Source organism: Chryseobacterium proteolyticum, from assembly GCF_046591535.1.
GTDB lineage: Bacteria > Bacteroidota > Bacteroidia > Flavobacteriales > Weeksellaceae > Chryseobacterium > Chryseobacterium proteolyticum.
The window spans coordinates 499,154-523,389 of sequence record NZ_JBJLWK010000003.1 but is presented as its reverse complement, the minus strand read 5'-3'; the positions used below and the strand labels follow the sequence as shown (position 1 = coordinate 523,389).

The window sequence follows — 24,236 nt, the reverse complement described above, 5'->3', positions numbered from 1 at the left end:
AAAAATATTGGGAGAAAAGATTACATCACCTCAATGGATTGAAAAAACTGACAGTATTGCTAAGACGCTGAATCCCAAAGAAAGCTTCATTTTTAAAAATGATGGGTCCAATAAAGAAGTCCAAGGTAAATTCATTTTAGGAAATAAAGCACAATCTGCAAGTTTGTTTACCAAAAACAACATGATCTACAGATTTAATAATTATCTGATCCTGCCCAATAATAAAAAAATAAACACCTATGATTTTATAGATTCTTACGGAGGTAATGAACTGGTATCATACGTTTCAGATCAATCGGGAAACAGGATTCTCTTATATTTTGAGCACACGTCCAATTTCAATGCCTGCGGAATGTGTGGTGCCAGTGAAGGAGAAAAGGGCTATAGGGTATTATACTTTACCAGCGACTGGAACTATAAAAAACACGAAGATTTTCTTACAGAAAGTTGTATCAATAATATTTACGATACTGTAGTAACCAAAACTAAAGATTCTAAAGTTTTAAAGTTCGCTATTAAAAAGACAACAACAAGCCCTGCTTATACCTTGGTTGTAGATCGTAACAATGCTTCAGTTACAAAATCAAAATAGATGCAAGGCCTGCCATTACTGATCAGATTTGGAATATGCTTCCTTATCTAGGTAATCTTGAAGCCCTTTTTAAAAGTTCTTTGTTGATCTCATTGATCAATTCCGGACCCTCATAAATAAATCCTGTATAAAGCTGGATAAGGCTTGCTCCTGCATCAAGCTTTTCAATTGCATCTTTTGCAGAATGGATTCCTCCCACTCCGATAATCGGAAATGCTCTACCGCTCTTTTCAGAAAGAAAACGGATCACTTCTGTAGATCTTTTAGTTAGTGGTTTTCCTGATAATCCTCCGGTTTCAGATTTATTCTCGGAACTAAGATTCTCGCGGGAAAGTGTAGTATTGGTTGCTATAACTCCCGCTATTTTAGTATCTTTTACAATATCGATAATGTCCAACAACTGATCATCGGATAGGTCAGGTGCTATTTTTAGAAGGATAGGTTTTGGATTGGCTTTTCCGTTATTCATTTGTTGCAAAGTTCCCAAAAGCTGAGTTAAAGGTTCTTTATCCTGAAGTTCGCGGAGGTTGGGTGTATTAGGCGAGCTTACATTAACAACAAAATAGTCTACATACGGAAAAAGTTTCTCAAAACAAATTTTGTAATCATTTACCGCTTCTTCATTAGGAGTTACTTTATTTTTGCCGATGTTTCCACCGATCAGTACATTTTTATTTTTCTTAAGCCTTTCAACAGCAGCATCTACTCCTTCATTGTTGAAGCCCATCCTATTGATAATGGCTGAATCTTCTTTTAAGCGAAAAAGTCTTTTCTTGTCATTTCCCGGTTGGCCTTTGGGTGTAAGTGTTCCGATTTCCACAAAACCAAAACCAAGATCAGCGAGTTCTTCAAAAAGCACTGCATTCTTATCAAAACCGGCTGCCAAGCCTACCGGATTTTTAAATTTCAAGCCAAAAACTTCTCTTTCAAGACGTTTATCTTCGATTGGTTTAGGAAAAAATAGTTTGGTGAGAAATCCAAAATTCTTAAGCATTGAAAATGTTAAATGATGAACTTCCTCGGGATCAAATTTGAACAGAATGGGTCTGATGATACTTTTGTACATTGAAAAAAAAGTTTGACAAAAATACTCAAATTAAAATTAATGGTCGTATTAACTTTTGATATTTTATCAAAAATGAAATTGAAACGGCAAAATATGAGAGGTTAAGAATACGGGCTCAAATCGAAATTAAGAATGCCTCCTACTCTTTTAAACTCATCGTCTATTGTTGCATTTACCGTAATTCTTTCATTAGAAACTGGGTGATTAAAAACCAATTGATGGGCATGAAGCGTCATTTTGTTGATGCCAAATGTCTGAAGCCACAACTTGTTTTGTTTATTGCATCCATGCTTACGACAGCCTAAAATAGGATGCAGAATATGCTTAAAATGTTTTCTCAGCTGATGAAACCGCCCCGTTTCTGGAATGGCTTCAACTAAACAATATCTTGACGTCTGATGTTTTAAAAAAGGCAATTCTATTTCTGAAGTCTGTAAACGATGATAATACGTAACCGCTTTTTGCTTTACCTCATCCTCATTAACTAAATCATAATCAATGGTTTCTTCTTCCTTTGCCCAACCACGAAGAATTGCGATGTATTTCTTTTCCACCTCCCGTGATGCAAACCGGTCACTCATTGTTCGCAAAGTTTCTTTATCTAAAGTAAACAGCAAAACTCCTGAAGTTTTTCTATCGAGACGATGCACCGGATAAACTTTTTGACCAATCTGCTTTCTCAGTTCCTGAATAGCATAAGTATCCGCTTCCCCGGAGTAAAAGGACTTATGCACCAGTAAACCGCTCGGTTTGTTGATGGCAATAAGATGTTCGTCGCGATAAAGAATTTCTAACATGGAGCAAAAATAGAGGATTCTTATCTATTTACTCTTAACTACTACGGAAATACTATGGAAAATTTTATAGTATACATTATTCCTCAAATTTCAAATGCGTATTGAAAAAGGGTAACATTTGATTTTCAATTCGTCCATTTTCTTTACTAACCTCACTTCCATGTGTTCCGATATATTCTTCGGCTTCATGCTTTATTTTTAATATTTCAAGATTTTTGCTTAAACTCAGACAGCTTGGTGGAATATGCTTCAGCTCATCATTTCGGCCCCAATCAAATTTTATCGCCTTCAGTTTTTTGATGTTTTCATATTGCGTGAAAACCAGCTCTGAAGTAGAATTCATCTTAAGTTCGTCCAGGACAGGAGCGTCTATTTTCAGATCATCTCCCTGAAAAGAAAATGGGAGATCAGCAAAAAAAGGAGGCTTATTCACGTTTCCGTTATAAGCTCTGGCAATGGCAAAAATAATATTGGTTCTTGAGTTTTCAGGTTTTGAAAGATCCTTGACTTCTTTAATATTCTGTACGTTTTTATAAGATTCAATTTCTGTCAAAGCAAAATACCTGGCATCAAGAATTCCCGGAGATAAAGCGTATACAGATGAAAAAACATCCGGATGAAGAAATGCATTTCGAAGCGCTCCGTTTCCGCCCATAGAATGTCCTGAAATTCCGCGACTGTCTTTACTGGAAATCGTTCTATAATTTTTATCAATAAACTCCACCAGTTCAAGAGAAGTGAAATCGGACCAGTTTCCGGACGATTTCGAATTGGCATAGAAGCTTCCCTTAAAAACTGTACTTTCATCAGGCATAACAATAATTACAGGTTTTATCTTTTTTGCTTCGATTGCGCGGTCGATAATATGATTGATTCTATCACTGCCTACCAACAGACTGTCATTCCAAAAAAAACCGTGTAAATAATATATAACAGGATACCTTTTTAAAGATTTTTCATAATCCGGAGGAAGATAAACTGAAATTCTCCGCTTAGGGTTTTCACCGGCTTTGTTATGAAGTGTTTTTGCAGTAATGAAAGTTGTTACCACTTTTCCTTCAGGTATTTTCTGGGCAGAAAACAGATGAACAGACAAAATAAAAGCCAAAAATATAAAACTGATTTTTCTCATTGTAAAATCTTTAATCAAAACAAATTTCGACAAATTGTCTCAAGATAAGACAATAAAAACAATCATATTCATTATTTCTTTCCAAAAAGATAGATTTTTAGTTCGCTAAAAATCAAAAGAGAAAGAAAATTTCTTTTTTACCCGCTTTTTTTGTTGAATTTCATGATTTTGGAATCCAAATTCATATTTTTGCAAATCAGACGTAAAAAAAAATTATGGCAAAGCAAGAAGATGTTTTCAAGAAAGTGATTTCTCACGCTAAAGAATATGGTTTTATTTTCCCTTCCAGTGAGATCTATGACGGTTTATCCGCTGTTTATGATTATGGGCAGAACGGAGCTGAATTGAAAAATAATATCAAACAATATTGGTGGAAAGCGATGGTACAGCTTAACGAAAATATTGTAGGTATTGATTCAGCTATCCTGATGCACCCTACTACTTGGAAAGCTTCGGGCCACGTGGATGCATTTAATGATCCGTTGATTGACAACAAGGATTCTAAGAAACGTTTCAGAGCAGACGTTTTGGTTGAAGATTATTGTGCTAAAATTGAAGATAAAGAGAACAAAGAAATAGAAAAGGCAGCGAAAAGATTCGGTGATGCTTTTGATAAAGATCAATTTGTTGCTACAAATCCAAAAATTCTGGAGTACAAGGCAAAAAGAGAGGCGATTCTTTCCAGGTTGGCAAAGTCCCTTGAAAATGAAGATCTTGCTGATGTAAAAGCTTTAATTGAAGAGCTTGAAATTGCAGATCCTGATACAGGTTCCAAAAACTGGACGGAAGTAAGACAATTCAACCTGATGTTCGGAACAAAACTTGGAGCTTCTGCAGATTCTGCAATGGATCTTTATCTTAGACCAGAAACAGCTCAGGGTATTTTCGTTAACTTCTTAAACGTACAAAAAACATCACGTCATAAACTTCCTTTTGGTATTGCCCAGATCGGAAAAGCCTTCAGAAATGAAATTGTGGCAAGACAGTTTATTTTCAGAATGCGTGAATTCGAACAAATGGAGATGCAATTTTTTGTGGCACCCGGAACTGAACTCGAATTCTATGAACAATGGAAGCAAAAACGTCTGAATTGGCACCGTGCCCTAGGTTTAGGTGATGAAAATTACAGATTCCATGATCATGAAAAATTAGCGCATTACGCGAACGCTGCAGCAGATATCGAATTTAATTTCCCTTTTGGTTTCAAAGAACTGGAAGGTATTCACTCAAGAACCGATTTCGACCTCAAAGCCCACGAAGAGTATTCAGGAAGAAAGCTTCAGTTCTTCGATCCTGAAAGAAATGAAAACTATGTTCCTTATGTTGTGGAAACTTCAGTTGGTTTAGACAGATTGTTCCTTTCAATCTTCTCTCACTGCCTGAGAGACGAAGTACTGGAAGACGGTTCGGAAAGAACGGTATTATCTTTACCTCCTGCGTTGGCGCCTATCAAAGCTGCTATCTTGCCATTAATGAAGAAAGATGGATTGGCTGAATATGCAGAAAATATATTCAATGATCTGAAATACGATTTCAATCTATTCTACGAAGAGAAAGATGCGATCGGAAAACGATACAGAAGACAGGACGCTATTGGTACTCCTTATTGTATAACAATAGATCACGATTCTCTTACGGATCATACGGTAACCATCAGAGACAGGGATACAATGAAACAGGAAAGAGTTCCTGTAGCAGACCTGAGAAGGATCATTGATGAAAAAACCAACTTCAGAAATTTACTTTCTAAAATATAAATACAGAGCCCTGATTTTTCAGGGCTTTTTTTTATTGCTATCCCCTAATTTATTTTAAATTTGTTTAAGACAGATCTTAAACAAATGCTAAAATATATTATCGGCGGAGCTGCTGCAGGTGTAGCTTTTGCTTACCTTTTCGGATATGATTATTTATTCAGTGGAATTGCCAAAACTTATCTGAAAGGTAAATCAAGTGCTAACATTGACGACGGAAAACTGTTTCCCAGCAATATTATTTCCACAGAGTCTCCAAAGCTTTGGGAAGAAGATCCTGCTTATAACAAAAGTACTTTACCTAAAACAATCGTTGAAAACCTCATCCAATCCAATACAGCCTCTTTTTTAGTGATTAAAAATGGAAAATTGCTTCATGAGCAGTACTGGAATGGCTATAACCAGCTTTCTAAAACGAATTCTTTTTCTATGGCAAAAGCAGTGACTGTAATGCTCCTGGGAAAGGCTCTTGAAGAAGGTAAAATAAAAAGTATTGACGAAAAATTCTCCAACTTTTTCGAAGATTTTAAAAACAAAGAATTAGGTAATCAGCTAACTCTTAAAAACCTGGCCCAAATGGAATCTGGCCTGGATTGGGACGAAGATTATAAAAATCCTTTTCGCCCTAATGCAAAAGCCTATTACGGAAGGAGTCTCTTAAAAGCTACTTTTTCAAAAAGATTTAAAGCAGAACCCGGGATGCGGTTTGAGTATCAAAGTGGTTCTACTCAGCTATTGGGATTTGCCATAAAGAAATCAATAAACCAAACACTCGCAAGCTACTTATCTGAAAAATTCTGGACTCCTTTAGGCATGGAGCAAAATGCCGAATGGAGTGTAGATAATAGCCGAATGGAAAAGACATATTGCTGTATTCATTCCAATTCCAGGGATTTCGCAAAGCTCGGACAGCTATTCCTGGATGATGGCAAGGTAGATGGTATCCAGGTTCTTAATTCTGATTTTATTGAGCTGATGAGAACCCCTACAAAAAAATCCGAATACATCTATGGGATGGGGCTCTGGATTAATCATGACAATCCTATTAAACACTATTATTTTCTTGGACTTCAAGGTCAGTATATCATTATGGTACCAGATCACAACATGGTTATTGTAAGAACAGGAAGCTATGAGAATTCCCCTAAAAATGACAGAGGAAGACCAGACCAGGTAAGATTTCTTGTGAATGAAACAGTAAAATTATTTAATTAAAAGGATCATGAAAAAATATAGCGCACAGGTTGATGAATATATCGAAAAATCCCCCGATTTTGCAAAACCCATCTTACGCTACCTTCGGGAAACGGTTCATGAGTTTTGCCCTGATGCAGAAGAGGCGATCAAATGGAAATTTCCTACTTTTATGTACAAAGGCAAAATACTTTGTTCCATTACTTCATTCAAACAATATTGCAGCCTTGGATTTTGGCTTCACGGGGAAATGAAAACCATTGCAGAATTGGAAACGACAGCTGAGAAAACTTCGATGTTTAGCTTAGGTAAGATTACTAAAATAGAAGAACTCCCTTCAAAAGCTCTCTTGAAAAAAGCCATTCTTGAGGCTATGGAACTAACAGATATGGGAGTAACCATGAAAAAAACACCTCCAATAAAAACAGAAACTGAAATTCCCGATTATTTCAATAAAGCTTTACAGCAAAATAAAAATGCTTTAAAAGTATTTGAATCAAAATCTCCATCTTTTAGAAAAGAGTATATCAATTGGATTACCGAAGCAAAAACTGAAGCTACAAGAAATAAAAGGATAGAACAAGCTCTTGAATGGATAGAAGAAGGTAAAGGAAGAAATTGGAAATATGAGAAAAAATCCTAAATCATTATCTTTTATCTTATTTACGCATCTAAAATGTCATCTCTCAGTCACTGGCAGAGATGGAAACAGGCTATAAACTCCCTGTATTGCAAAACTTAATTCCACACCCGTTGAATTCATTCTAATATACGTCAAGTTTTGGCGCTATCCATATCTACTTTTGTTTTCTAAAAAGACTAAATTTTGTAATTATGGATAAAGTGACCTTAGAAAAAATAGAAAAACTTCACCCTCTGGTAAGAGCGGAAGTAAAGCAAATCATTAAAGAATGTGACGAAGCCCTCACCGGAAGAGCAAAAGTAAGAATTACGCAAGGTTTACGGTCCTTTGAAGAACAGGAAAAACTCTATGCAATAGGACGAATTACCTCCGGAAAAAAAAGTGACCAATGCCAAAGCCGGACAAAGCATCCACAATTATGGTTTGGCGGTGGATATTTGTTTGATGATAGATGGGAAAACAGCAAGCTGGGACACTGCAAAAGACTGGGATAATGACGGAGTAGCAGACTGGTATGAATGTGTCAAAATTTTCGCGAAGCACGGCTGGGATTGGGGAGGAAACTGGAAAACGTTTAAAGACCTTCCTCACTTCGAAAAAAAGAATTTTCCAACCCAAAAAGGGCTTGTAAAAACCACCTGGAAGACCCTTTCTAAAATGGCAAGGGATAAAGCCGGATATATTATTTTTTAATCTTTTTTATTTAAAAATAATTATAATACGACAAGTTCTGTCGCTTTCTCCGCCTATCTTTACTTTACAAGAAAACAACAAAAGCAAACAAAGTCTGCATGATAAAAAAAAATTGTTTTATCCCGAAGAATGACCCATGGTTTTGAATATTAAAGATTGTAAGTGTTCTATTAACAATTAATATCAACAAATGAAAAAGACAACCATTCTTTCTTTAGACGGCGGCGGAATAAGAGGCATTATCACCTGTATTATTTTACGCTATATAGAAGAGCAGCTCCAATATTATGATAAGCCCAATGCAAAACTTGGTGATTATTTTGATTTGGTAGCAGGAAGCAGCACGGGAGGACTAATCGCTTCAATTATTTTATGTCCCGATGAACATCGAAAAGCCAAATACTCTATTCAAAAAGGGTTAGAGCTGTATGCCGAAAAGGGGGGTAATATATTCCAGGTTTCTTTTTGGGAGAAACTTGTAAACCCTTTTGGATTGATTAATGAGAAGATTTCTCAGGAAGCACTTGAGAAAAATCTGAATGATTTTTTTGGACATCTTGAGTTAAAGGAATTGATAAAACCATGTTTAATTACGAGCTATGATATAGAAAACAGAAGAGCTAAACTTTTTAATTCATGGGAAGCCAGCCTAAGTACTGATAATTTTTATGTAAAAGATGTTTGCAGGGCAACTTCGGCGGCACCCACCTATTTTAGTCCGGTCCAGATAAAATCGATGTACGGACAGCTTTTCAGCCTTATTGACGGAGGGATGTTCGCCAACAATCCTGCACTTTGTGCGTATGCCGAAGCAAGAAAAATTCCTTTTGCCGAAGTATTGAAAAATCATCAGAAAGCAAACCACCCCACTGTTAATGATATGATCATCGTATCAATAGGGACCGGGATTGAATCCCGAAGTTATTCTTTCAAAAAACTGGAAAAAGCAGGAAAAATCGGCTGGGTAACTCCTATAATTGACATTCTGATGTCTGCGAATGCAGAAACCGTAGATTATCAGTTATGTCAGATGTTTCAGACATTAGGGTTAAGAAATCAAAAAAATTATTATCGTATCAATCCTTCATTAAAGAATGCATCTCCGGCTATGGATAACGTAAGACGTTCGAATATTGAAAATCTGATCCAGGCAGGATTGAGCTATATTGATGATAACAGAGAAACATTAAATCAAATTGTACAGAAGCTCATTAAAAATAAAATATAAGCTTTTAAGCTTATATAATGTAATAATAAGCTTTAAAGCTTATATAGACAAATATTTATTCTCAACAGAAATATTTTATAACACGACGAGTTTTGACGCCACAACTAATTATCTTTGAAATAACAAAATAACCAGGGAAACCAAAGCAAACAACCTGCTTCAACCCTAAAATATCCCTATTAATTTTAATCCGTTTTTAGTTTCAGTTTATGAAAACTGAGCCAGGATATGTATTACCTATAGAATATTAGTCTGCTAGCACTACTATATATTATTAACCAATTAATAACCTTAACAATTTTAAATTATGGCAAATTTAGTACAAGAATTAAACAGTTTGGATTTCAGTGTTTATATCGGAGGACCGATGCAAGCAGCCATTAAAGCTCAACATGATGCCTCTATTTCACAAGTGGATTTCATCAAAGAAGTCGGATTCTATCCGGAAGGACACCCTAAAGCAAAAGAGCTAAGATATGTAGATTTCAAATACAAGAAATCCGTACCTGGTGCAAATGATACGGTGACACAGTCTGAAGTTACCTTACAGGTGCCTTTTCTTTCCATGCTTACGATTCCGGCTTTGAGAATCGATGAAATGACCATTGATTTTAACGCAAAATTAAATTCAGTAGAAACACAGTCTGCTTCAAGTGAGTTTTCCGGAAGTGCATCCATAAGTGCAAAAATCTGGAAAGTAAAATTCAACGCTTCAGCTGCTTATAAGAAGACCACTTCAAGTACTTCTACCACAGAAAAAACATATACGTTGGGAGTACATGTAAAAGCTGTAAATGATGAACTACCTGCCGGTCTTGCAAAGATTATGGACATGCTGGAAGATGCTATTGTAGCTAATGCTGCTGCACCAACTGCTTAATCTCATTTATTCAGATGGCTGCCCGGGCAGCCATCTCTTTTAAACTTTTAAATATAAAAAACTTATCATGCCAAAATTGAATGAATATTTGGGAGGAATTGTTTCTGAAATTGCTTCTGCCAGAAAAATGGCAGACCTCCAAACAGTACAGATTGCAAAAGAATACGCACAAGACGACCTACTGAAACATTTTTCCATTCCAAGAATGAAAGTCGGAACTGTAGATCTTACAATACCTTTCGCTACGGCAGGCAATTCACCCATCATGGCCTTTAGAGATTTTGCTTACGACGAGATTATTAAAATAGCTAAGACCAATTATAATCCTTCCGATATTAAAAGCGATCAAAGCCTGAGGGCTTTTCTGGTGGATCTTGAAGTTTATTATAATGATGCTATCAAAAAAATACAAGACGATAATACTTCTATCATTACCGATTCACAAATACAATATTTTGATACAATTCCCAAATATACACTGGAATTCTGTCAGTCGTTGCCCAATTTCAGCTGGAGGCAAACAGATCCTCAGTTTTTCCAGCAGAGTATCCTGAACAGAGTTGTTCGGGAAGCAAGGAAAATCATAGAAAAGATCGACGATTACGAAATTATTGTGGAAGCAAGTAGACTGATGGAACTGGATGCCAAATGCCTGATCTATGCTAAAATGAGTGTAAGTGAAGCAGGAATGGAATGGTCCAGATATGAAGACATTAACGGAAATATTATAGAAACCTTAATTCCTGAATAATATGGTAAAGAAATCACAATTCATTCTGGTTTCCCAGTTAAAGGATAATCTTCAGGAGTTTCCTGTGATCGTTACTGCATTAGAAAAAAAAGGAACCTTTCTTTATTGAAAAAACATTATCATGGCTAAAGTCTGTAGAAGAGATTTTTTCCCATAATAATATCAGTGAGGTTTCTGAAATTGCAGGATTCAGAAGTAAAATTCTGGCAGCTAAATACAGTGATGAAAGAGGTTTTAACACAAAGAAAAACCAGATAAAAATTGCAGCCAACCTTCTGTATGATGTACAAAACTGTGTAATTCAGGTTTTAGCACCTCACGAAGGGAAAATGAATGAGTGCAGGGACATCACAAAACAGATACTTACCATAACAGCACAAAAAAAAAGGACTGCAGTATACCAAGGAAATAGACTTCAATGATTTTGTTCAAAAAGTGTGGTGGTATATCCTTTCCGATGCGGACCTAAAACCCGGAGGAATCAAACTTAAATCAATGCTTTCAGAAATGGACATTAGTATGCTGATTGCCGATGAAATAGATCTTGAAGATTTCTCCTAATCTAAAAAATAGCTCAATTTTTTTGAGTTATTTTTTTAATACGTCAAGTTTTGTCGTCCCCTCTTTCTACTTTTGAATCATAGACCAAGGCACAAAAAAACAATCTTTAAAAACTTTCAAAAGCCATTGAATTCAACATTAATTAATGCTGAACAGCCTAAAATATGTTCAATCTTTAAAACACACGACATGGAAACACCAAATCACAATCCAGATATAATTTTTGATACCGATCTCTACACTATAGAGTGGAGTGACATCGAAAATGTGGAGATAGATTATGAAAACTATCTCAATGATATTGAGCTCTTTTTCAAAGAAGATTTTGATAATGAGATCCTCGAAGACGATATTTATTTATAAACCTTGTTAGTTATGAAGTTCCGTTGCTATCTGATAATCTCACAGCTCCATAATACCTTTTAAACACCAATCATCATTATTGGATAGCCGGAACTTTTTACCTTTTTAGCGTTCAGAAAGAAATGATTCCAGAAACTCAATTAAAAAAAACAAAAATACGACATTTTTTGTCGCATTAAGAGCATATATTTGTATTATAAAAACTTAACCGTGAAACGCTTGCGTTCCATTTGAAATAACTGACTGGAAAGCTTTAAATAAAATTAACCCGAATGAAAAAAGATTTTTACTTAACAAGATATGCTCTGATTATTAAAAAATTAGAAAGTGCTCCTGCGACCTATTCTCAGCTGGAAGACTATCTTTTAAATTCTTTTGAATTTCAGGACGCTGATATTAAGAGTTACTCCATCCGTACTCTTCAGAGGGATATCCGTGAGATATCTGATCTTTTTAACCTTTCTATCCATAATAAGAAGAAAGGTGATAACCGTTATTATATAGAAAGCCGTCCAACGATGGAAGTGGATGAGTATAACCAGAAACTCCTGGAATCCTTTCAGGTAAGTAATGCTTTAAATGTTCATCCGGATTTTTCAGGGTACATCTTTTTTGAATCCCGAAAACCAACGGGTGTAGAGCATTTCTATGATCTTTTCTTTGCCATTCGTAATAAACGTGTCGTTTCTTTTGAACATTACAATTATAAAAATAAAGTTATGACATCAAGAAAAGTACACCCTTTAGCATTAAAAGAATCTAAAGGCAGATGGTATCTCATTGCTATAGATACCAATGATAAAGCACTTAAATCGTTTGGACTGGACCGGATCAATTATCTGGATGTAAGTAAGACCAAATTCCGGGAAAAATATCGTTATAACTTCCGCGAATATTTTAAAAATGCATTCGGGGTTATGAATTTAACAGAACAAAAACCTCAGAAAATTACATTGAAATGCTCACGTCATCAGGGAGAATATATCAAAAGTTTTCCGCTTCACCAATCTCAAAATGAGATTAAAGAAACTCCTGAAGATATATACTTTGAGTTCTTTTTGCATCCTACTTATGATTTTATGCAGGAAATCCTTTCTTACGGAAAAGAGGTAAAAGTCCTTGAACCTAAATCTTTAGTTGATGAAATCCGCAATCATCTGAAAGAATCATTAAACAGCTATCTGGAAGACTAATAAGGACCCATTTTGAATTAAGTTTTTTTGACTATTTTTACATAAATATCCACAATTTGAAATCTTTATTACTGTTATTATGCTGTTTTTGCTCTGCAACATTCTTCTCTCAGCAACGGGAAGAGTTTAAGCAGGTAAAAAACTATTATAATCAGCATCGCAGTATGCTGAACACTGAGTTCAGAAAAAAGTTTGATGCTGAAACCGGTAATTTTCAAAAAGCAGCCATTAAGCAGGATTTTATTTTTTTCATGAAAAAAATGGATAGTATAGAAAATGTTGCGTTAATCGGAGCTCTATTAAGAGTAAAAAATACTGAAGACCTCAGCAGAATCAGGTTGGAAAACAGAATGGCAAACCCCGAAAAGGCCCCGGAAATCTTTCCCATTACAGACAAATCAGCAGATTATCCCGGCGGTATTAATGCTCTGAGGCAAGAGGTCGCCCATTTGTTCTATATTGATGGAGTCTTCTCAGAAGAGAAAACAGTAAAAGCCAATGTTGCTTTTATCGTGGAGAAGGATGGGAGCATCAGCAATGTAGAAGCACAGGGAGATAATTTCACTTTTAATCGCCAGGCTCAGATTGCATTGTATTCTCTTTCAGAAAAATTTTCTCCAGCAATCATCAACGGTGATCCCGTTAGATATCGTTTTAAACTTCCACTAACTATGACTATTGAATAACGTGAAGAAGTACTGTACTTTTTATCTAATTTTATTATTCTCTTTTTATTATTCTCAGCAGACAGAAGGACTTCGAATAATTAAAAATAAATACGCTTCTGAATTTGAAAAAATAGAAAATGCATCCGAAAGTTCTATTATCCAAAAACTATCTAAGAAACAGTTGAATGAATTTATAGTAAAAAAGAATGCTGCTATTTCAGTCTTAGAACTTAAAAGAAATAATGAGTATTTAGAGGAGCTTACGAGGATGAAACTTTATGAATCTACTCATAAATCTGATATCCCTTCTGTTAAAAAGTTAGACGAAAAGGGAGAGATTGTGGCTGAATATTCTAAAGGAATCAATCAGTTTAAACAGGAAATTTTAGATAATTTTTATGCTGGCACTATTAATGCGGATGGAAAAATCAGTTGTATAGTAAATTTTATTATTGACAAAGATGGGTCCATTGTTGAAGTAAAAGGAGTCGGTGATAACGAGGATTTTAATAAACAAGCTGAACTTGCGGTATATTTGTCTGATGGCACATGGGAACCAGCAAGGATTGATGGTTACACTGTAAGATACAGGATGCGTCTTCCCCTAACAATTCAATTTTAATTATATATGTTTACTGACGAATACTTTATGAAGATGGCTTTCCAGGAAGCAGAGCTGGCTTTCGAAAAAGATGAGGTTCCGATCGGCTGTGTAGTCGTTTCCAATAACCGTGTTATTGCACGGGCACATAATTTAACCGAAACCCTTAATGATGTAACGGCTCATGCAGAAATGCAGGCGATTACTTCTGCAGCAAATTTTTTAGGAGGAAAATACCTGATCAATTGCACACTGTATGTTACTTTAGAGCCTTGTGTCATGTGTTCAGGGGCACTGGCCTGGTCACAAATATCCAAGGTAGTTATTGGCGCAAGAGACGAGCAAAGAGGCTTTATCAATAAACACCTCAACCTCCACCCTAAAACTGAAGTGGTTACAGGAATTATGGAACACGAATGTTCGGCAATCGTTAAAGAGTTTTTCAGATCAAAGAGATAAGATTAATCCTTACAGGTAATATTAAAAATACTCTTTTCAATTTTCTTATATGATTTTTGTTGTGGTTTAAGTTCCATTCTATGATACTTATACATTGTATCAAGATTATGGTATTCATCATCTTCTGACGCTCCCTGGGGGTGTTTTGCCGTATAGACCTCTTTGGAAGCATCGTAGTTATAGTTGTAATTAAGATAAGACTCCTCATCAAAGTTCTCCTGCATTGATCTTTCTCCAGGCCCATATGCCTCAATATTATAAGCCAGATTGCTGATGATAGATTCTTTTGAAAAGCCGGACACCCCTCCATTAATAAACGTCTCCATTTCTTTCAGTTCTGCCGGCTGAAGATCTTTTCTGAGAGAAGAAGGGCGATCATCACTTCTAAAATATAATCTTCCTTCTTTAAATTTTGCCGTAACCGGTTTTTGCCTTATAGCAGATGAATAATACATAACAATAAAATTATTATACCTTTTATTTTCTGCTACATAGTGCAAGTCTTTAGCCTGATCAAACAAAGCCACAGAAAGGATAATATCTTTAAAATTACTACCAAACTCTTTTACCATTGGATAAGAGAAACAGTTAGCGTTATCATTTAATACAGGCTGAATACCCTGTTCGGAATTTCCCATATAAGTTTTGGTATCCCTCTCAAAGTTATCAAACATAACTTTAGTTCCTTTTTGGCCGGCATCATATCTGCCGTACACATCAAAAGGATATTTAGGTGTAGAAGGGATAAAAGAAATGAGATTATCATTATCCATACTCCATGTTCCAAGAATAACCTGCCCAAATGTAGCCATCACAAAGCGGTGGTTTTCCAATAGTATCCAATTATAGCCTCCGTCATCAGGATTTCCAGAATCTACGTGATAAGATCCGGAAACTTTGGTCTGTGCAGTAGAAAAAATAGCATTGGTGAGCAGAAATAAGATAATCAGCTTTTTCATGGTATAAGTTGGTGAAGTTAAAACCTACACCTAAGATACTGAAAAACTATTTGTTCCTAAAAATGGAATACATGGGAATGTCAAAGTACTTCCCGTCTTTTTTAAGATGCTGTTTTAGTATGGCCTCCTGCTCCATTCCTATTTTTTGCATAATCCTTCCGGATGACGGATTGTGGAAAAAATGAGTAGCAAATATCTTGTTAAATCCAAGCTCTTTAAATCCAAACTCAACCACTGCAGAAGCCGCTTCTGTTACGTATCCTTTATTCCAGAACGGGACAGCCAGCCAATAGCCCAATTCAGCTTTATCATCTCCTCTGTCATGAAGCCCTATAGCTCCAATAATCCTATGTTCTTTATTTCGGATCGCAAAAGTGAATCCTGCTTTATTTTCAAAAGCTTCGTTTGAAATTTTCAACCAGAATTCAGCATCCTTTTCAGTGTAGGGATAAGGAATATTAGAGGTGAGCTCTGAAAAAACTTTATCCTGAAGATATTCGACAATTAAAGGAATATCCCCTTCTTCCAGCTGTGAAAGAATCAGTCTTTTTGTTTCTATTACAGGAAATTTTTTCATGATTGATCTTTACCTAAAAAATAAAGTCCCTTTAAAGTATGAAGTCTGTCCGTAATATGTATTTTATTGGTTAAAGGCTTATACACATGAGAAACACCACCGGTCGCAATGACGAAACAATCATCATTCACCTCTTCATTAATACGATCTATAAATCCTTCCACCATTCCCAGGAAACCATAAACCATTCCGCTCTGCATACAGGTTACAGTATCAAGCCCTAAAACAGATTTTGGTTTTTTAAGTTCTATTTCCGGTAATTGGGCAGTCTGGCTGATGAGAGAGTTTAGCGAGGTAACAATTCCCGGCGCAATAATCACACCCAGCGTTTCACCGGTCTCAGTAACACAACTTGCTGTAAGTGCGGTCCCGAAATCTATAATAATCTTCTTACGGCCAGGGTACATATTATGTGCTGCTACCAAATTGGCATAGATATCTGTTCCCATTTGTTTGGATTTTGCCTGAACCCCGGAAGGAGTATTTCTATCAACAATAACAGGGGAAATTCCGTGTATTTTTTTAATGGCAGAGCTCATTACTTTAGTAAGCTGAGGAACTACTGAACCAATAATCACATTTTGTATTGCGCCCGGTTCAATCTTATAGGTCTGATACAACATCAGCATCTGGACATACAATTCATCAGCGGTTCTGTAAGGCTTTGTATTAATCACCCATGAAATATCACAGTTGTCATCATCAAAAAGACCAAATCTTATATTGCTGTTTCCAATATTTATAACAATAGAGTTCATTTATTTTAACTAAATGGGTTTGAAAATGAGTGTAAAAATAAGGCTTTATGGTGAAAAGTTCTATGAAACTACCTATTAATTTAAAATCACTGTTTGCAAATCATTTCATTTATTAAGTCTGCCGCTACACTTATAAAAATAAATAAGACACTTATCAATTCATTCTATCGGGCATGTAGGTTTTAAGGTACATTTGAAATATCAACTCATTTAAAACCAATACTATGAAAAACTTCAAAAGAATTTCAAGGCATGCACTTAAAACAATCCACGGGGGAAATGTAAACTGTCCAGTTCCCGGAAGCAGTGTTCCGGCAATATGTCCGGGAACGAGATGTCCTGCTAACCCATGTGCTACTCCCAACTGCATTATACCCGCTGCATGCTCACCTGATTAAGACAAATAAAAAAGGAGTATTTTCATACTCCTTTTTTATTTTATTTTACTTCAACAAAGTTATCTGCCATATTTACGTCAGCTAATCTCTGACTGAAATCGATCCCCAAAACCTGCAACTGAGATTGAGAATAAGGTATTGTTAATGTATATTCCTTTTGTGTCCATGGCCAGTAATTCATGGTCTTAAAATCTCCGTATGCATCTTTCTGTTTCCATGTACGAGTAAGATTTGTCGGAATCTGATAAGTAACAATTTTCTTATCTTTTGTCATTACACTAAAATCAACAGGCATTGGAACCTGTCCGTTATTCACCAATATGATCGTTGTGGATTTCGCATCATATTTTACATCTTTAATCCCATAATCAATGGTTTTGGTTGTATTGATCCAGTAATGATGGAACCACTTTAAATCCATCCCGGATACTTTCTGTGCAATATGAAGAAAGTCCCGGTCTGAAGGATGCTTTAAACTCCAGTTGTCAAAATATTCCTTCAAAATTTTGGCAAGATTTTCCTCTCCAACAATATACCCTAACTCAACAAGATATAATTCTCCTTTTACATAGGAAGCATAAGTATAGGAAGTACCATTGTCATGGTGATCTCCTAACCATACTGCTGGTTCTTCAATTCCTTTTTTCACAAAATTCCGGTAAGCTGTCAACCTATCAACAAAAGGATTAGGCAGCTTATCTTTAGGTGGAAACAACTGATACATTACGTATCCCTCAGCATAACTGGTAAATCCTTCATCCATCCATGGTTTCATAGATTCGTTGGTAGCCAGCATTTGTTGATACCATGAATGGGAACCTTCATGTGTCATAAGCCCCATCAGGTCTTCAATATCTTTTGATTCGCCTAAGATCATGGTACACATCCCATACTCCATTCCACCATCTCCACCCTGGATAAAGGCATAGGTAGGATAAGCATACTTTCCAAAATGAGAATTCATGATCTCAAAATATTTGGTAACATAAGGTTGCGCCTGTTCCCAGACTTTGGTTTTATCATTTTTTTGATAAACCAGATATACTTTAGGTCCATTAGGAACATCAAAGCTATTAACTACATAGTCTCTGTCCGCACTCCAGGCAAAGTCCAGGATATTTTTAGCTGTCCACCTCCAGGTTGCCTTTTTATTTTTCTCTGTCTTGATCTTCGCATTCGCATCATAACCCTTCACTTCACCTGGGTTTTGAAGAATGCCTCCGGCTCCTACTACATAATCTTTATCAATTTTAATAGTAACGTCAAAATCAGAGAACGGGGCATGAAATTCTCTCCCTATATAGTCGAAAGTTGCCCATCCGTCATAGTCATATTCAGAAATTTTCGGGTACCATTGGGTCATGGTCATATCAATTCCCTCTTCATTGTTTCTTCCGCTTCTTCTGATCTGTTGAGGTATCACAGCGTCCCACTCCATCGTAAATGATGTTTTGGAATTGGGTTTAATAGGCTCATTCAGATAAACCTTCATAATGGTTTCCTGAATTTCAAACTTAAGATCTTTGCCATTTTGCTTGATCCAGTGTATATTTTGCGCCCCTTCCTGATCCTTAGGAATCGAGGCCAGTCTTGAAATTCCTCCTCTCTGCAATCTTGAATCACCATTTTTACCTTGACTAGCTACTCTTTGATCCATCATTGAATTGGGTTTAAAAGCATTCCAGTATAAGTGGAAATACACTACATTCAGCTCGTCCGGCGAGTTATTTGTGTATTCTAATGTTTGATTTCCCTGGTAAGTAAATTTTTCTGCATTAACATCAATATCCATCTTGTACTTCGCAGCCTGCTGATAATAAGGATTCTGCTGGGCATGAAATTGTGAAATGACAAACGCAAAAATGATTGCAATCGACTTTTTCATTTAAAAATTATTTTTTTTTAAAGGTAGGTATTTTATCCAAAACCTTCAAAAAAGTGGAGTTATTTGGAATTTGAGATGCTGTCTAAGGATCTCATAACAAAATCAGAGTTCTTTAGTTTATGGATGGGTAATCATTTTTTTGATCAAAGTGATTTGCCCTAAATGATAATAACAATGCTCAATCATTCCATCTATATTTCTTTGATAAGTTCCGTATTTTTCGTCTACAAAAACTTCACTAAGCTTATTGTCCGACATTTGTTCAAGTAGCTCGGCAAACCTTTCCGAATCTGCCCAAAGTTTATTAAGGATTTTCTCCCATTGCTCCTGAGATTCTACCGGAGGTAAGTCAAAACTAAATTTATCTTTTATTTCAAGCACTCCTCCTTCAAAAACCTGTAAAACACCAGCAATATAATAATCGATATGGAATGCCAGCATTGCGATCGTATTCAAAGAACCAATTTTTGTTATCGCCTGTTCCCAGGTTACATCAGAAAGCTGATCTTTAAAATTGGTATTGGCGATCCAGAGACCGTCAAGCATAACTTCTCTGAATCTTTTTGATAATTGTATGGCTGAGCTCATGCTTTTCATTTTTATTTTTTTAAAGTTAATTAATTTCATTCTCAGTTCTTGCAGATTTGGAGATAATCCAATTTTTTGAACCATAAATAATGCATTTGCTGTTAGTGAAAAACATCAATGGCATTGGTATTTAAAAATAGAAAACCTCGAGTGTAAAACTCGAGGCTTATATATAATTTAAAGAAGTATTATTTTTTAGAAGTAACTTCTTTTTTTCCACTTAGTAAAATCTTTTCAAGGATTTTCAGGGTAATGAGATATGTTGGTTTTACACCTGTAAGTCCTAAACCTCCTGAAGAAAGAGTACTTCCCGTTTCTAAAGGATTATCAGAAGCATAGTATGCATAACAAACAAAAAGGTCCGGTGCAATATGATGTCTGATCTTAGAAGCCACCTGGATGGCTTTTTGATAATGAGCCCCTTCCATTTCAAGACCGATAGCTTTCCAGGAGGTATTCATGAAATAAGATAAAATATCCCTGTTCTGAAGCGAAGTCCCTAAAACCGTAATCATAGCTCCCTCAAATGCTTTCAATTCATCATCCTTAAAATCATCCAGTTTTAAAGCATTTTCAAAAGGATAATTATCGGCTGTTCCTTCAAAAATATGAGAAGTAGGAATCATAATATCTCCCTTACCTCCGTTTAGAATTCCGGCTTTACCCATAATGGATACGGATTTTACTTTCATCATATAGACTTCCCCTTTGTGTTCGAAAGGTCTTAAAAGCTCATCCATTACTTCAAAAGCCTGTTCTCCGAAGGCATAATCAAAAACCATGATTACATCATCTCCTGAATATTTTATATGTCCGAATGGAGTATTTTTAAGATCAGTTTTACTTAGATCAATGATTTGAACATCTATATTACTACCGCTCTTGTCATCGATATATATAAGTCCCTGGTCGGCCGCATATTTTGAAACTTTATCACGAAGATCCTTCTTATCGGAAATTTCACCATACAGTTTATAATCAACTTCCTTATGGTCTTTTTTCTTAAGTGCATCATTAGCATACAGCATATTTTTCACAGAATGCATGTTTGCTGAGATTATATGTAAGGGACGCATGTGAAGCCCGTTATCATACAAAACTTCTTTTACTTTATTTGCCCATTTTTCTCCAAAATAATGATGGCCTACTCTTTCTTTCAATATAGCACTGAAGTGGATTTCTCTTTCTCTGCTCTGCTTAGCATCTTCTAAACTTACCTTTCCTAAGTTATAGATGATTTTGAATAAACGGTCAGGATTTTCATCATCTCCAAAAGTATTATACGCTTTTAATGTTTCTTCAAAAGTTCTTCCGATCAGAGAAGAAAGATGAATAAGTGCAACTTCCTTTTCTTTTCTACTGAATTTCTTTTCTCCTTTTACTACCTCTTCAATAATTTTAAAGGCACGTGTCGGCTTCCAGTTTTCATCCTGAATAAATGCCAGATTACGAATTTTATCCGCTTCTATAAATAAGAATGTTAAGTGAGTAAGAATATCATAGATCTCTGAACGTCCCAAAAGAACTTCAATATTCATTTGGTGTTCATCAATTCTATAACAGTTTCTTCTTCTCTTTTTGGGAACAATAGGCTCGAAACTACCTTTATCAAAACCCTCATCTGATGTAAGATGAATAAAAGCACACTCCTCAATTCCTTCAGGAAGCCTGTCTAAAACATACATCAAACCATCAAGCTCCAGTTTATTCGGAACATTCATGGTACCATAAATTTCAGGATTGATTGTTTTTAACAAACTTCTTATACTTTCTCCCGAAACACCTCCTGGCTTGAAAAATCCTCTATAGAATAAATGTCTCATAGAGATGTATAGTCTTTCAATAGCCTCTGTTGTTTCTCTTGCTCTAGAATTTGTCATAAAATAAATTTCACACAAATATACAAAATTACACTGCAAATCATTTTAAGTATCTTTTAACAAGGAGGTTAAATTGTATACATTTTTGTATCCTATATAATAGTAAAGTATTCTTATCTTTGAGTTATAAAATATTTGATTTCATTTTCCCGCCCTATTTGAAATCCTTCCACTCAAGACCTATTTTTCTGATAATTTTCATAAATTTTACAAACACCCCTAAAAAAATAAGGGTTAAAACATTTTCAATTCATTTTTTTGTAAATTTGCCCTGTAAAAATTAACCCTATTATGTCAACTTTAAGATTCAAAGCGTTAGAAACATTACCATTCAAGGACTTCAGAAAGGATAACTCCATTGAAGTTCCTGCAAAATTGTCTGAATTATTCTGTCAAAATGTTTTCTCAGAAGAAACCATGAGAGAGTATTTGACGAAAGAAGCATTCACATCTATTATGGATGCTATTAAAAAAGGAACTAAAATTCAACGACACATTGCAGATCAGGTAGCGGTAGCTATGAAAGACTGGGCAATGAGCAAAGGGGCAACACACTACACACACTGGTTTCAACCTTTAACAGGATCAACTGCTGAAAAGCACGATTCATTCTTCACACCAATCGAAGGAGGAAGAGCTATTGAAAGATTCAGCGGAAACCTGCTTATCCAACAAGAGCCGGATGCTTCTTCTTTCCCGAACGGAGGAATCAGAAATACTTTCGAGGCAAGAGGTTACACGGCCTGGGATCCTACATCACCGGCTTTCATCATGGGAACTACACTTTGTATTCCTTCGATCTTTATTTCTTATACGGGAGAAACGCTGGATTATAAAGCTCCTCTTCTAAGAGCTCTGAATGCTGTAGACGAGGCTGCAACTAACGTAATGCAGTATTTTGACAAAAATGTAACAAAAGTAACTCCTACTTTAGGATGGGAACAGGAATATTTCTTAGTGGATTCGGCATTGTATCAATCGCGTCCGGATCTTGTATTAACAGGTAAAACTTTACTTGGACACTCACCGGCAAAAGGACAACAGCTGGATGACCACTATTTCGGGTCTATTCCGACAAGAGTAATGAACTTCATGAAAGAGTTGGAAATAGAGTGTATGAAATTGGGAATTCCTGTAACAACTAGACACAACGAAGTAGCTCCTAATCAATTCGAGCTGGCTCCGATGTTTGAAGAAGTAAACGTTGCTGTAGACCACAATTCTTTATTGATGGATATTATGGCAAGAGTGGCCCATAAACACCATTTTCATATTTTATTCCACGAGAAACCATTTGCCGGAGTAAACGGAAGTGGAAAACACAATAACTGGTCATTGGCTACAGATACAGGTGAAAACCTACTAAGCCCAGGGAAAAACCCTAAGAAAAACCTGCAATTCTTAACATTCTTTGTTAATACCATTAAAGCTGTTCATGAATATGCAGATCTTTTAAGAGCAAGTATCGCTTCTGCAAGTAATGACCACAGATTAGGGGCTAATGAAGCTCCACCTGCAATTATTTCTGTATTTATCGGAAGTCAGTTATTCAGAGTATTGGAGGAATTGGAAAAAGTAACCAGCGGTAAATTATCCCCTGAAGAAAAAACAGAATTAAAATTAAATGTTGTTGGTAAAATTCCTGAAATCCTATTGGACAATACCGATAGAAACAGAACTTCACCATTTGCATTTACAGGAAATAAATTTGAGATCAGAGCTGTAGGTTCTTCTGCAAACTGTGCAGAATCTATGACCGTAATGAATACGATCGCAGCAAAGCAGTTAAATGATTTCAAAAAAGAAGTTGACGCTTTAATTGAAGGAGGATTAAAGAAAGACGAAGCGATATTCAACGTATTAAGAGAATACATCAAACAATGTAAAAATATCATGTTTGAAGGTGACGGATATTCTGATGACTGGGCAAAAGAAGCTAAGAAAAGAGGGTTAAACAACTTAAAAACCACTCCGGAAGCTTTAAAGCAGGAAATGGATAAGAAGTTCTTAGCTCTTTATGAAGAAATAGGAGTGTTTACTCATAGAGAAGTAGAAGCAAGAAATGAGATCAAACTTGAAAAATACTCTACCGTTATTGATATTGAAGCAAGAGTTCTAAGTGATATCGCAAGAAACCACATTATTCCTTCTGCTTTAAATTACCAGAACAGATTAATTGAAAACGTAAAAGGTCTTAAAGAAATTTTCGGAGATAAAGAATTCAAAACGTTGGCAAAAGAACAAATGAGCCTGATCACTAATATTTCTGAAAATGTTTCTGTAATCAAATTAGGAGTTGAAGATCTTATCAAAGCAAGAGAAGCAGCAAAAGCAGTATCTAACAGCCAAAAGCAGGCAGAAGATTATTGCAACAAAGTGAAACCTCTTTTCGATGTAATCAGAGATGCATCTGATAATCTTGAAATGATGGTGGACGACGAGCTTTGGCCGATGACAAAATACAGAGAAATGTTATTTACAAAATAACATTTTGTAAAGTCCATATTAGTTAAACTCCCCTTTTTGGGGAGTTTTTTTTATTCCATTTCCTCTATTTTTATTCCTGAAAATAAAACAAACTAAACACTTAACAAACAATATTTTACACAACTTCAA

General features: G+C 35.7%; 24 protein-coding genes and 1 pseudogene. 16 read left to right on the top strand and 9 right to left on the bottom strand.

The annotated features are described in order from the left end of the window. The first annotated feature begins 7 nt into the window (after positions 1–7). Positions 8–592 carry a hypothetical protein gene (locus ACJ5H0_RS13435; protein WP_411249904.1) on the top strand — a complete coding sequence of 195 codons (585 nt, stop codon included), beginning with the start codon at positions 8–10 and terminating at the stop codon, positions 590–592. A 43-nt stretch (positions 593–635) separates the two neighbouring features. Here the strand turns inward: ACJ5H0_RS13435 and ACJ5H0_RS13430 are convergent, their stop codons facing one another. The 3 genes from ACJ5H0_RS13430 to ACJ5H0_RS13420 form a co-directional block, all read right to left on the bottom strand. Next, positions 636–1,658: a quinone-dependent dihydroorotate dehydrogenase gene (locus ACJ5H0_RS13430; protein ID WP_345990994.1), complete on the bottom strand. Its 1,023-nt coding sequence runs from the start codon at positions 1,656–1,658 to the stop codon at positions 636–638. Positions 1,659–1,759: 101 nt separating this feature from the next. Then, complete coding sequence (locus tag ACJ5H0_RS13425) at positions 1,760–2,455, bottom strand: pseudouridine synthase (RefSeq protein ID WP_411249903.1); 696 nt, start codon at positions 2,453–2,455, stop codon at positions 1,760–1,762. A gap of 76 nt (positions 2,456–2,531) precedes the next feature. Continuing rightward, entirely contained in the window at positions 2,532–3,587 is a 1,056-nt protein-coding gene (locus ACJ5H0_RS13420; protein ID WP_411249902.1) for an alpha/beta hydrolase, read from the bottom strand. 215 nt (positions 3,588–3,802) lie between these two features. Here ACJ5H0_RS13420 and ACJ5H0_RS13415 point away from each other — a divergent pair, with 215 nt between their 5' ends. The 13 genes and pseudogenes from ACJ5H0_RS13415 (at position 3,803) to ACJ5H0_RS13355 (ending at position 14,575) form a co-directional block, all read left to right on the top strand. Then, positions 3,803–5,344, top strand: coding sequence for a glycine--tRNA ligase (locus ACJ5H0_RS13415; protein WP_411249901.1), 1,542 nt, complete (start codon positions 3,803–3,805; stop codon positions 5,342–5,344). Positions 5,345–5,428: 84 nt separating this feature from the next. Further along, on the top strand, positions 5,429–6,556 hold the full coding sequence (locus tag ACJ5H0_RS13410) for a serine hydrolase domain-containing protein (RefSeq protein ID WP_411249900.1): 1,128 nt from the start codon (positions 5,429–5,431) through the stop codon (positions 6,554–6,556). A gap of 7 nt (positions 6,557–6,563) precedes the next feature. Beyond that, on the top strand, positions 6,564–7,178 hold the full coding sequence (locus tag ACJ5H0_RS13405; RefSeq protein ID WP_172282097.1) for a YdeI/OmpD-associated family protein: 615 nt from the start codon (positions 6,564–6,566) through the stop codon (positions 7,176–7,178). 191 nt (positions 7,179–7,369) lie between these two features. Further along, positions 7,370–7,871 (top strand): annotated as a pseudogene (locus ACJ5H0_RS13400) (M15 family metallopeptidase). 190 nt (positions 7,872–8,061) lie between these two features. Then, the gene (locus ACJ5H0_RS13395) at positions 8,062–9,099 is read left to right on the top strand and encodes a patatin-like phospholipase family protein (protein WP_273650390.1); all 1,038 of its coding nucleotides are present in this window, start codon (positions 8,062–8,064) and stop codon (positions 9,097–9,099) included. Between the two features lie 307 nt (positions 9,100–9,406). Beyond that, entirely contained in the window at positions 9,407–9,979 is a 573-nt protein-coding gene (locus ACJ5H0_RS13390) for a DUF2589 domain-containing protein (RefSeq protein ID WP_172282092.1), read from the top strand. 67 nt (positions 9,980–10,046) lie between these two features. Further along, positions 10,047–10,730, top strand: a complete 684-nt coding sequence (locus ACJ5H0_RS13385; RefSeq protein ID WP_411249899.1) for a hypothetical protein — start codon at positions 10,047–10,049, stop codon at positions 10,728–10,730. A 435-nt stretch (positions 10,731–11,165) separates the two neighbouring features. Further along, complete coding sequence (locus tag ACJ5H0_RS13380) at positions 11,166–11,291, top strand: hypothetical protein (protein ID WP_411249898.1); 126 nt, start codon at positions 11,166–11,168, stop codon at positions 11,289–11,291. A 189-nt stretch (positions 11,292–11,480) separates the two neighbouring features. After that, positions 11,481–11,654 carry a hypothetical protein gene (locus ACJ5H0_RS13375; protein WP_411249897.1) on the top strand — a complete coding sequence of 58 codons (174 nt, stop codon included), beginning with the start codon at positions 11,481–11,483 and terminating at the stop codon, positions 11,652–11,654. 272 nt (positions 11,655–11,926) lie between these two features. Then, positions 11,927–12,847, top strand: coding sequence for a helix-turn-helix transcriptional regulator (locus tag ACJ5H0_RS13370; protein WP_172282084.1), 921 nt, complete (start codon positions 11,927–11,929; stop codon positions 12,845–12,847). A gap of 56 nt (positions 12,848–12,903) precedes the next feature. Then, a complete protein-coding gene (locus ACJ5H0_RS13365) occupies positions 12,904–13,533 on the top strand; it encodes an energy transducer TonB (protein WP_411249896.1) in 630 nt (209 codons plus the stop codon). Position 13,534: 1 nt separating this feature from the next. After that, on the top strand, positions 13,535–14,137 hold the full coding sequence (locus ACJ5H0_RS13360; RefSeq protein WP_411249895.1) for an energy transducer TonB: 603 nt from the start codon (positions 13,535–13,537) through the stop codon (positions 14,135–14,137). Positions 14,138–14,143: 6 nt separating this feature from the next. Then, positions 14,144–14,575: a nucleoside deaminase gene (locus tag ACJ5H0_RS13355; protein WP_411249894.1), complete on the top strand. Its 432-nt coding sequence runs from the start codon at positions 14,144–14,146 to the stop codon at positions 14,573–14,575. 2 nt (positions 14,576–14,577) lie between these two features. On the opposite strand, the gene ACJ5H0_RS13350 is transcribed toward ACJ5H0_RS13355, so the two are convergent. From ACJ5H0_RS13350 to ACJ5H0_RS13340, 3 genes are read right to left on the bottom strand one after another with little or no spacing between them, the layout of a single operon-like run. Continuing rightward, the gene (locus tag ACJ5H0_RS13350) at positions 14,578–15,534 is read right to left on the bottom strand and encodes a hypothetical protein (RefSeq protein WP_411249893.1); all 957 of its coding nucleotides are present in this window, start codon (positions 15,532–15,534) and stop codon (positions 14,578–14,580) included. A 46-nt stretch (positions 15,535–15,580) separates the two neighbouring features. After that, on the bottom strand, positions 15,581–16,111 hold the full coding sequence (locus ACJ5H0_RS13345) for a GNAT family N-acetyltransferase (RefSeq protein ID WP_411249892.1): 531 nt from the start codon (positions 16,109–16,111) through the stop codon (positions 15,581–15,583). Then, positions 16,108–16,869, bottom strand: a complete 762-nt coding sequence (locus ACJ5H0_RS13340) for a type III pantothenate kinase (RefSeq protein ID WP_172282076.1) — start codon at positions 16,867–16,869, stop codon at positions 16,108–16,110. Before ACJ5H0_RS13340 ends, ACJ5H0_RS13345 begins: the two co-directional genes overlap by 4 nt. Positions 16,870–17,093: 224 nt before the next feature. On the opposite strand from ACJ5H0_RS13340, the gene ACJ5H0_RS13335 reads away from it, so the two are divergent. Next, positions 17,094–17,267 (top strand): bacteriocin-like protein, encoded by a 174-nt coding sequence (locus tag ACJ5H0_RS13335; protein WP_172282075.1) that lies wholly within the window; start codon positions 17,094–17,096, stop codon positions 17,265–17,267. A 40-nt stretch (positions 17,268–17,307) separates the two neighbouring features. Here ACJ5H0_RS13335 and ACJ5H0_RS13330 read toward each other — a convergent pair whose 3' ends face one another. The 3 genes from ACJ5H0_RS13330 to ACJ5H0_RS13320 form a co-directional block, all read right to left on the bottom strand. Continuing rightward, complete coding sequence (locus ACJ5H0_RS13330; protein WP_411249891.1) at positions 17,308–19,152, bottom strand: M1 family metallopeptidase; 1,845 nt, start codon at positions 19,150–19,152, stop codon at positions 17,308–17,310. 117 nt (positions 19,153–19,269) lie between these two features. Then, complete coding sequence (locus ACJ5H0_RS13325; protein ID WP_411249890.1) at positions 19,270–19,740, bottom strand: DinB family protein; 471 nt, start codon at positions 19,738–19,740, stop codon at positions 19,270–19,272. A gap of 188 nt (positions 19,741–19,928) precedes the next feature. After that, positions 19,929–21,620, bottom strand: a complete 1,692-nt coding sequence (locus tag ACJ5H0_RS13320; protein WP_172282071.1) for a DUF6909 family protein — start codon at positions 21,618–21,620, stop codon at positions 19,929–19,931. A 291-nt stretch (positions 21,621–21,911) separates the two neighbouring features. On the opposite strand from ACJ5H0_RS13320, the gene ACJ5H0_RS13315 reads away from it, so the two are divergent. Beyond that, a complete protein-coding gene (locus ACJ5H0_RS13315) occupies positions 21,912–24,107 on the top strand; it encodes a glutamine synthetase III family protein (RefSeq protein ID WP_411249889.1) in 2,196 nt (731 codons plus the stop codon). Positions 24,108–24,236: the final 129 nt, after the last annotated feature.